This window comes from Nostoc sp. (assembly GCF_054880495.1).
In genome coordinates, this window is sequence record NZ_JBTYKD010000123.1 from 1 (window position 1) to 9244 (window position 9244).

The 9244-nt window shown below is 43.1% G+C and carries 5 protein-coding genes and 1 pseudogene; 5 read left to right on the forward strand and 1 reads right to left on the reverse strand.

The annotated features are described in order from the left end of the window. Positions 1 to 722 precede the first annotated feature (722 nt). Positions 723 to 1220 (reverse strand): pentapeptide repeat-containing protein, encoded by a 498-nt coding sequence (locus tag ACYTXL_RS13515; protein ID WP_461925202.1) that lies wholly within the window; start codon positions 1218 to 1220, stop codon positions 723 to 725. A 321-nt stretch (positions 1221 to 1541) separates the two neighbouring features. Here ACYTXL_RS13515 and gcvT point away from each other — a divergent pair, with 321 nt between their 5' ends. The 5 genes and pseudogenes from gcvT to ACYTXL_RS13540 form a co-directional block, all read left to right on the forward strand. Then, on the forward strand, positions 1542 to 2678 hold the full coding sequence (gene gcvT, locus ACYTXL_RS13520) for a glycine cleavage system aminomethyltransferase GcvT (RefSeq protein WP_461925203.1): 1137 nt from the start codon (positions 1542 to 1544) through the stop codon (positions 2676 to 2678). Positions 2679 to 2804: 126 nt separating this feature from the next. After that, positions 2805 to 3194, forward strand: a complete 390-nt coding sequence (gcvH, locus tag ACYTXL_RS13525; protein ID WP_461925204.1) for a glycine cleavage system protein GcvH — start codon at positions 2805 to 2807, stop codon at positions 3192 to 3194. A gap of 322 nt (positions 3195 to 3516) precedes the next feature. Then, complete coding sequence (gene gcvP, locus ACYTXL_RS13530) at positions 3517 to 6432, forward strand: aminomethyl-transferring glycine dehydrogenase (RefSeq protein ID WP_461925205.1); 2916 nt, start codon at positions 3517 to 3519, stop codon at positions 6430 to 6432. 496 nt (positions 6433 to 6928) lie between these two features. Beyond that, positions 6929 to 8524, forward strand: a complete 1596-nt coding sequence (locus tag ACYTXL_RS13535) for a P-loop domain-containing protein (protein ID WP_461925206.1) — start codon at positions 6929 to 6931, stop codon at positions 8522 to 8524. After that, positions 8493 to 9244: pseudogene (locus ACYTXL_RS13540) on the forward strand (hypothetical protein); the annotation flags it as partial. The gene ACYTXL_RS13535 and the pseudogene ACYTXL_RS13540, both read left to right, overlap by 32 nt.

The following is a 9244-nucleotide window of genomic DNA, read 5'->3' on the forward strand; positions in this document are numbered from 1 at the left end:
TCAAGCTATGGCTGACGCTGTAAATTATATTACCGAAGATGATGCCTTCGGTTGGTTCAACCACTGTGGTCTATTTACCTGAAAATTGCTGTAACGTAGAAATTAGCCTTGGCAAGCTTTCGAGGTTTGACCCTCACAAGAACAGTCCCTCTCCCAATTTTGGGAGAAGGGAGCAAATTCTCTAGTTCCCCTTCTCCCAATTTTGGGAGAAGGGGTTAGGGGATGAGGGCAAAACGTCTTCTCAAAGCAGATTTTTTCTGAAGTTGACACCAATGGCGAGACGCCCACCCCACAATCAGTAGTTGAGTATTTTTTTATTTTAGAACTTACGCAAAACTATACGCACTTTGGGGCAATTCATGTAGCTTTTGCTGATCGCAGGGTATTGCCCCTATCTAAAAATCATTCTTTATTGTTTGCGTAAGTCCTGTATTTGTCAGTCCCTTATCTCAAGTTCGGGCGTCACCGAATAACCCGTACTTCTCTACGAGACGCTGCGCGAACGGCAAGCTCAGTAACCATCGTAGACATCGCTCCTTACTATAGCAGTTCTTAGTTGAGTGAAATACAGACCTAACAAGAACAGCCCCAACCTTTATAGGATTGGGGAGTAAGATTCAAAGCCTCGTAGCCCCGTGGGGAGAGGTTTTGAAACCCAGTTTCAGTTTTTCTCTGCTTGTATGAAACCACTCTGCCTCCACCAACGAAGAAGGGGTAAGATTTTACTTACATCCTAAAGACTGGCGAGTATCCACACCAGTTTTAGAATTCACACCACCTGCTTTCACACAAAGTTTTTTCACTTGTATGCCATCTAAAATCGCATTCGTAAAATCAGCACCAGTGACATCCACGCCATCAAAAGTAGAACGCAGCATCATTGCATCGGTCAACACAGCATCACTTAAATCAGCATTCTTAAACCTTGTTAGATAGGCTATGCCTTCACTAAAATCAGCACCATGCAAATTTACTTGCTGCAATACGCTACCGTTAAACACGCTACCACGTAAGTTAGCATTGCTAAAATTAGCATTCTCTAACTTGAGATTGGTAAACTCAGTACCAATTAAACTTTGACCAGAGTAATCTTTACCCTTAAGTTCATCATTCCCCACAGAACGGGTAATACTCGAAGAACTTGCAGCTTGCGCCGATAGGGGAAACAAAAAAAGAACCATAGCTAAGACAAAGCTAGCTAACAGTTGCCAATATTTCATAATCTCTTCTTAATAAATCTCAACACTTGTACCATTAACTATTAAAGCTTACAGAAGGGGAGTGGGGAATGAGGGGGATGGGGGGAGTAAGAATTTTAGATTTTAGATTTTGGATTAAAGAATTGAAATTTAATCCAAAAAACGCGACGCTCGAATACTCGCTAACGCTCCGCTATCGCGGACTCGCTAACGCTCCGCTATCGTCAATCCAAAATCCAAAATTGAATTGCCCAATGCCCAAATTTGATACACAAGTCTGTAAAAGTAGAAGGCATCTCGTAGGATGATAGATGTTGAGGTGCGATCGCAAAATAATTACCTGTGGCTAATCAAGAAGACAACGCCCAAACTGTGGCGCGAACCCCCTTATATCAATTGGGTGTAGAACTCAAAGCCCGACTTACCAGCTTTGGCGGTTGGGAAATGCCCGTGCAATTTAGTGGCATTAGCCGCGAACACGAGGCTGTAAGAAATACAGCCGGAATGTTCGATATTTCCCACATGGGCAAATTTACCCTCCAAGGTAAAAACCTGATTTCCCAACTCCAGCCTCTAGTGCCTTCAGACTTGAGTCGTTTGCAACCCGGTCAAGCACAATACACCGTATTGTTAAATCCCCAAGCCGGAATTATTGATGACATCATTGTTTATTACCAAGGTGAAGACTCCACTGGGACACAGAGAGCATTTATCATAGTCAATGCGGCAACCTCCAGTAAAGATAAAGCATGGCTATTGCAACACCTTGACTTAGATAAGGTGCAATTCCAAGACCTTTCACCAGATAAAGTCTTAATTGCCGTGCAAGGGCCAAAAGCGATTAAATATCTCCAGCCATTAGTGCAAGAAGACTTACAACCAATCAAAGCCTTCGGACATTTAGAAGCAACATTACTAGCTAAACCTGCCTTCCTAGCCCGCACAGGTTACACCGGAGAAGATGGCTTTGAAGTGATGGTAGATCCAGATGTGGGAGTAGAATTGTGGCGAAGTCTCCATAATGCTGGTGTTATCCCCTGTGGACTCGGTGCCAGAGATACCCTGCGGCTAGAAGCGGCGATGGCACTTTACGGACAAGATATCGATGACACCATCACACCCTTAGAAGCAGGTTTGGGATGGCTAGTTCACTTAGATACCAAAGGCGATTTTATTGGTCGGGAAGTTTTAGTACAGCAAAAAGCCGTTGGAGTGCAGCGCCGATTGGTAGGTTTGCAAACCCAAGGACGCAACATTGCCCGTCACGGCTATCAAGTGTTATCCGCAGGTAAAATTGTGGGAGAAGTTACCAGTGGCACTCTGTCGCCCACACTTGGTTATCCCATTGCCTTAGCCTACATTCCCAGCCAGTTAGCAACTGTCACTCAGCAGCTAGAAGTCGAAATTCGCGGCAAAGCTTATCCAGCAGTTGTAGTTAAACGTCCCTTTTATCGGTCAAAAAATCGTGTCGCCAACTGATAAGCGTCGAGGTTTTTGAGGAATAATGTGTTGTAAGTTACTCAATCTACAGTAAGGTTCATTTACTAGATATGGCTTGGATGACTGTTGGGGTAATAATTTTTTTGATAAGGGAGAGGAAGTGATATGTCTTTTGAATATCCTCAAGATTTCAGATACCTGGATTCTCATGAATACGTGCGACTAGATGGGGAAATTGCCACCATTGGCATTACTGAATTTGCCGTACATGAATTGGGTGATATCGTCTTTTTAGAACTGCCAGAAATTGGTGACGCTCTTATCAGGGGAGAAAACTTTGGCACAATTGAATCAGTGAAAGCCGTTGAAGAACTGAATTCACCCATAACAGGCACAGTTATAGAACGCAATGAAGCTTTAATTAATTCTCCTGAAGAAGTATCAGAAGACCCCTACGGGGAAGGGTGGTTTTTGAAAGTGCGCGTCAATGACCCTGGCGAAGTTGAGGATGCCTTGACAGCAGATGAGTATCGCGCCCTGGTAGAAGGGGAGTAGGGAGTAGGGGGGGATGAGGGGGACAAGGGGGACAGAATTAATTACACAATGTCATTGCGAATGGAGCGTACTTTTTTGGAGAAGCAAGCTACGCGGTAGCGTCTGGTAGAAAAGCGGAATCAAGCAATCACAAGGGCTGGGCTTGCTTTGCAAGAACTGTAAATATTTTTGTGTCATCTACTTGAAATTTTCTCCCTCATCTCCCTCATCTCCCACTGCACCCGAAGATAAATCATGAAATTTAGATGTAACTTTTCAGTTCATCTAAATTTCATGAGTATTTATTGCAAAATATGAAATAGTACCATCTGGAGAAGAATTTGTGGTATTAAACGCCCCCATTCTCAAGTCTAATGAGCAGCAAGTGCTGGACGAAAGAAGTCAAAAGTTAAGTAGTTTTGCGCCAAGACACATTGGTCCTAACTCTGATGACATCCAGCAAATGCTTAAGGTTTTGGGGTTTCCCAGCCTGGATGCCCTAATTGACCAAACCGTTCCACGGGCAATTCGGCTCAAGCAACCGTTAAAGTTACCAGAAGCAGAAAGTGAGTATGCAGCACTGGCATCGTTAAAAAAAGTTGCTGCCAAAAATCAGGTTTTCCGCTCATACATTGGTATGGGATATTACGACACTATTACCCCACCCGTAATTGGACGCAATATCTTGGAAAACCCCGGTTGGTATACTGCCTACACTCCTTATCAGCCAGAAATTGCCCAAGGGCGATTGGAAGCGCTGCTGAATTTTCAAACCCTGATTATCGATTTAACAGGTTTGGAAATCGCCAATGCCTCGTTACTGGATGAAGCCACAGCAGCAGCCGAAGCAATGAGCCTAAGCTACGGTGTCTCCAAAAATCAGGCAAATGCTTATTTCGTCTCTGGTGATTGCCATCCCCAAACTATCGACGTGTTGCAAACACGGGCTGAACCATTAGGGATTAAGATTATTATCGGCGATCATCAGACGTTTGATTTTGATCAAGCAATTTTTGGGGCTGTTCTGCAATATCCTGCAAGTGATGGCACCATTTATGACTACCGCGCTTTTATAGAAAAAGCCCATGCTAAGGGTGCATTGGTGACGGTAGCAGCAGACCCTTTAAGTTTAACTTTGCTAACCCCTCCTGGGGAATTTGGCGCTGATATTGCTGTCGGCAGCACGCAGCGCTTCGGTATTCCGTTGGGGTTTGGGGGACCTCACGCGGCATACTTTGCTACGAAGGAAGAGTATAAGCGGCTGGTTCCAGGGCGAATTGTGGGAGTATCAAAAGATGCCCAAGGTAAGCCTGCATTGCGTCTCGCCTTGCAAACCCGCGAACAGCACATCCGCCGCGAAAAAGCTACTAGTAATATCTGTACTGCACAGGTGCTACTGGCAGTAATGGCGAGTATGTACGCCGTCTATCATGGCCCGACTGGACTCAAGCAAATTGCCGAAAATATCCACTCTTTGACGGTGTTGCTGGCAGAAGGACTGAAGCGTTTGGGTTATAGCATCAGTGACAAAGATTTCTTTGATACGCTACGAGTAGAACTGGGAAGACGCAATTTAGAAGATATTCTGGCAACTAGTGAACAACTTCAAATTAACCTGCGGGTTTTTGATGCAACTGCTGTTGGTATTTCGCTAGATGAAACAACTACATCAGAAGACTTAATCGACCTCTGGCAGATTTTCGCTGGTACAGATGATTTACCCTTTACCCTCGAAGAATTAACTTCTCCCTCTCTTCCCCATCTCTCCCGTACAAGTACATATCTTACCCATCCCGTTTTTAACCGCTATCACTCAGAAACTGAGTTGTTGCGCTATTTGCACAAACTAGAAAGCAAGGACTTGTCGCTAACTACATCGATGATTCCCTTGGGTTCTTGCACAATGAAGTTGAATGCGACAGCTGAGATGATTCCGGTAACTTGGGAGGAATTTGGCAAGATTCATCCATTTGCCCCGGCATTGCAAACGCAAGGTTATCAAATCCTGTTTAAGCAACTTGAGGCATGGTTAACTGAAATTACCGGGTTTGCGGGAATTTCTCTGCAACCAAATGCTGGTTCTCAAGGAGAGTATACGGGACTTTTGGTGATTCGTCAGTATCACGAAAATCGTGATGAAGCACACCGCAATGTTTGTTTGATTCCTACCTCTGCACACGGGACAAACCCTGCAAGTGCGGTAATGTGCGGGATGAAGGTGGTGGCAGTTGCCTGTGATTCACAAGGTAATATTGATGTCGATGACTTGAAGAGTAAGGCAGAAAAACACAGCAATAAACTCGCTGCCTTGATGGTGACATATCCCTCAACTCACGGTGTTTTTGAGGAGCCAATTCAGGAAATCTGCGCTGTTGTTCATAGTCACGGTGGACAAGTTTACATGGATGGGGCAAATATGAACGCCCAAGTGGGAATTTGTCGTCCTGGGGATATTGGCGCCGATGTCTGTCACTTGAATCTGCACAAAACCTTCTGTATTCCTCATGGTGGCGGTGGCCCTGGTATGGGGCCGATTGGCGTTGCCTCTCATCTTGTGCCATTTTTGCCTGGACACCCTGTTGTGGGGAGTGGGGAAGAAATCTCTAATTCCCAACGTATTGGTGCTGTTGCTGCTGCGCCTTGGGGTAGTGCTAGTATCTTGGTGATTTCTTGGATGTACATTGCGATGATGGGTGCAGCTGGTTTAACCCAAGCAACTAAGGTGGCGATTCTCAATGCTAACTACATTGCTAAGAAACTGGAATCTTACTATCCGGTTTTGTATCAGGGGAAAAATGGTCTAGTTGCCCATGAATGTATTTTAGATTTGCGATCGCTCAAAAAATCAGCTGCGATCGAAATCGATGATGTTGCCAAGCGTCTCATGGACTACGGTTTCCATGCGCCAACTGTCTCCTGGCCTGTAGGGGGTACAATCATGGTAGAACCTACAGAAAGTGAATCTAAGCAAGAGTTGGATCGTTTCTGTGATGCGTTGATTTCTATTCGCCAAGAAATCGCCGAAATAGAATCAGGCAAGGTGGATGCTGAAGATAATGTTTTGAAGAACGCACCCCACACTGCCGAAAGCCTCATCATCGGAGAATGGCATCATCCCTATTCTCGTGAACAAGCTGCTTATCCTGCGCCTTGGACTCGTGAGTATAAATTTTGGCCTGCTGTTGGTCGCATTGATGCAGCCTTTGGCGATCGGAATTTTGTTTGTTCTTGTCTGCCAATGGATGCTTATTCTTCATAAAACCATATAGTTTAGTTAACTTCATCCCTCCAACCCTCTTAAAAAGAGAGTTGGGGGGATTTTCAAACAATAGGTATCACTAACTGAATTATTTTGGCCATAAACCACCTTTGTTGATGTAGTGTTAAGGGTTAGATTACGACAAATGAGCCTTTGAGGCTGAACGTTGCACCTTTGAGCCTGACAGTTGCACCTCTGAGGCTGATAGTTGCGCCTTTGAGGCTGATAGTTGCGCCTTTGAGCCTCAAACTGCAAGTTTAGGACTTCTAAACAGCTATGCGATGTTTACGACGGGCTACGCCTACGCTCCATTCTTCACTATATTTTGGATATGAGAGGGTGATCTCACTTTGCTAATCAAGCATGAGATATTGAACCGCAGAGGTGCAGAGGACGCTGAGGAAGAGGGAGCGTTAGCGCAGCTTACCAAAGGTATCGCTATTATATAACTGTGTATTTGCTTAATTTTGGCATCAGTCGTTAGGATAAGTTACAGGTGTACAAATTATCTCTACTGCTAGCGAAGATGAATATTGACCTTGTAGTTAATGCACTTAAAAGTATTGCTAAACCTGCGGCTTCTCTAGTTATTAATCAAGCTCAACGCAATGAAACTGTAGTTAGAACCTTAAAACAATTCAATTTTGACCCAGTACAACCACCTAAAGATGTTGAGGGTGTTTATGTTTATTCTTTAATTGAGTATGGTGTGGATAAGCAGGAAGTACTGCTGAATCTTTTTCGAGAAAGAGAAATTAAAAATGCTTTTTGGAGTGCTTATACTTCAAATAATCCCTTGGGTTTCTACAAGGAAGTAGAAAAGTTTTTGCAGGGGAAGGATTCAGAATTTGATATCCGATTGATGAGAATTGAACTGCGATCGCAGTTAGAAGAGTTTGGGGAAATATTTATTAAAGTTGCCAAAAAAAGTAAATCGAAAGAGTTTGAACCTTTTCCTGAATGGAATTTAGACGAGTACTCAGCAGAATTTAAGTCATTAATTAAAGAGAAAATTCGCTCGTTTTGTGGCCGTCAGTTTGTTTTTGATGCATTTAAACAATTTTGCAAGAAAAATCGCAGTGGTTATTTTACAGTAGTGGGTGATGCGGGTATGGGGAAGAGTACCATTGCTGCTAAATACGTCTGGGACAATAAATCACCATGCTATTTTAATATTCGCCAAACTAGTAGCAATCGAACGGAGCTATTTCTTGAAAGTATTCGCAAACAATTAAGTAAGCGTTACCAGTTGCAGAATGTCGAGAAGGCTAATTTAGCTGATTTACTAGAACAAGTTAGTAAAAAAATTCCTGTTAGTGAACGTCTGGTAATTGTAGTTGATGCTTTGGATGAAGTGGAGCAAGAAGCTGGGGGAAATCTTTTAGATTTACCAACGGCGCTACCGGAAGGTGTCTATTTTCTGCTGACTAGACGACCATATACTATAGATAAAAAACGCTTGTCTGCACCAGATGTCCCGATGGAGGAGCTAGATTTAAGGGCAAATGACTATGTTAATTTGAGCCGTGAAGATATCAAAAAGTATATTGGGTTATTTTTGAATGTCGATGAAGACCATAATAAGGCACTTAGACAATGGATTCAAGTCCGCAATATTTCTGATAATGATTTTGTTGAGCAGGTAGCAACTAAGAGTGAAAATAATTTCATGTACCTGCGCTATGTTTTGCCAGGAATTGCTAAAGGTGACTATCAAGACCTGAGTTTAAAGGAATTACCCGATGGTCTTCAGGACTATTATCAAGTTCATTGGGGACGTATGGGGATGGATGCAAAGCCCCAAGAAGTAAAAGTATTTATCCTGTTTATTTTAGTGGAGATTGGCACACCAATTACCTGGAAGATGATAGCAGATATTGCCAAACAGGAGGAATATGATGTGCAATCAGTTTTAGATGAGTGGGTTGAGTATTTGAAGGAGCAGGATATAAAAGGAGAAATCTGCCATAGCATCTATCACGCTAGTTTTTTAGACTTTTTGAAAGCAAAACGGGTTTTGGATTCCAAACGGAAGCTATTTCAAGAGGTTAATCAACGCATTGCAGACTACCTTATCGGGAAGATGGCGTGAAATGGGAGAATTTGCTGACAAATTAGCGGCACAAAGTCCTGCGTTTCAACGTGCTTACTTGGGTAGTTTAGCGCCAAGCTTGGTGAAGTCGGGAAAATTAGAGAAGTATTACCAAACCCTGACTGATTTTGATTTTATGGTAGCAAAGATTAACCATTCTGAATTTGGTGTACAGTCCTTAATTGATGATTATGATTTAGAGTTATTAAAGAATCCAGAGTATAACTCATACAAAGTAAATATATTGAAGTTAATTCAAGGAGCGCTGCGACTATCAGCGCATATCTTAGTCGAGGATAAAAGGCAATTAGTAAGTCAATTATGGGGGCGTTTAATAAGCTTAAAAATTCCAGAAATTCAAGCCTTATTGTTACAGGCAAAGCAGGAAACAACTCCCCCTTGGTTATGTCTATTAATCCCTAGTTTAACACCACCAGGGGGACATTTGTCACGCACGATCAATGGTCACGGCAACTCAGTAAATGCAGTTGCCATCACCCCTAATGGCAAGCAAGTAATTTCCGCTTCCTCTGACAAAACCCTCAAAGTCTGGAATCTGGAAACTGGAGAGAAACAATTCACTCTTAATGGTCATATTTTCTGGGTAAATGCAGTCGCTATCACCCCTGATGGCAAGCAGGTAATTTCCGCTTCCGATGACAAAACTCTCAAAGTCTGGAATTTGGAAACCGGAAAGGAACAATTCACATTCAATGGTCA

Excerpts from the sequence above, each read along its gene's own strand:
- gcvH (WP_461925204.1), top strand. The coding sequence starts at position 2,805 with ATGTCTTTTGAATATCCTCAAGATTTCAGATACCTGGATTCTCATGAA.
- ACYTXL_RS13515 (WP_461925202.1), bottom strand. The coding sequence starts at position 1,220 with ATGAAATATTGGCAACTGTTAGCTAGCTTTGTCTTAGCTATGGTTCTT.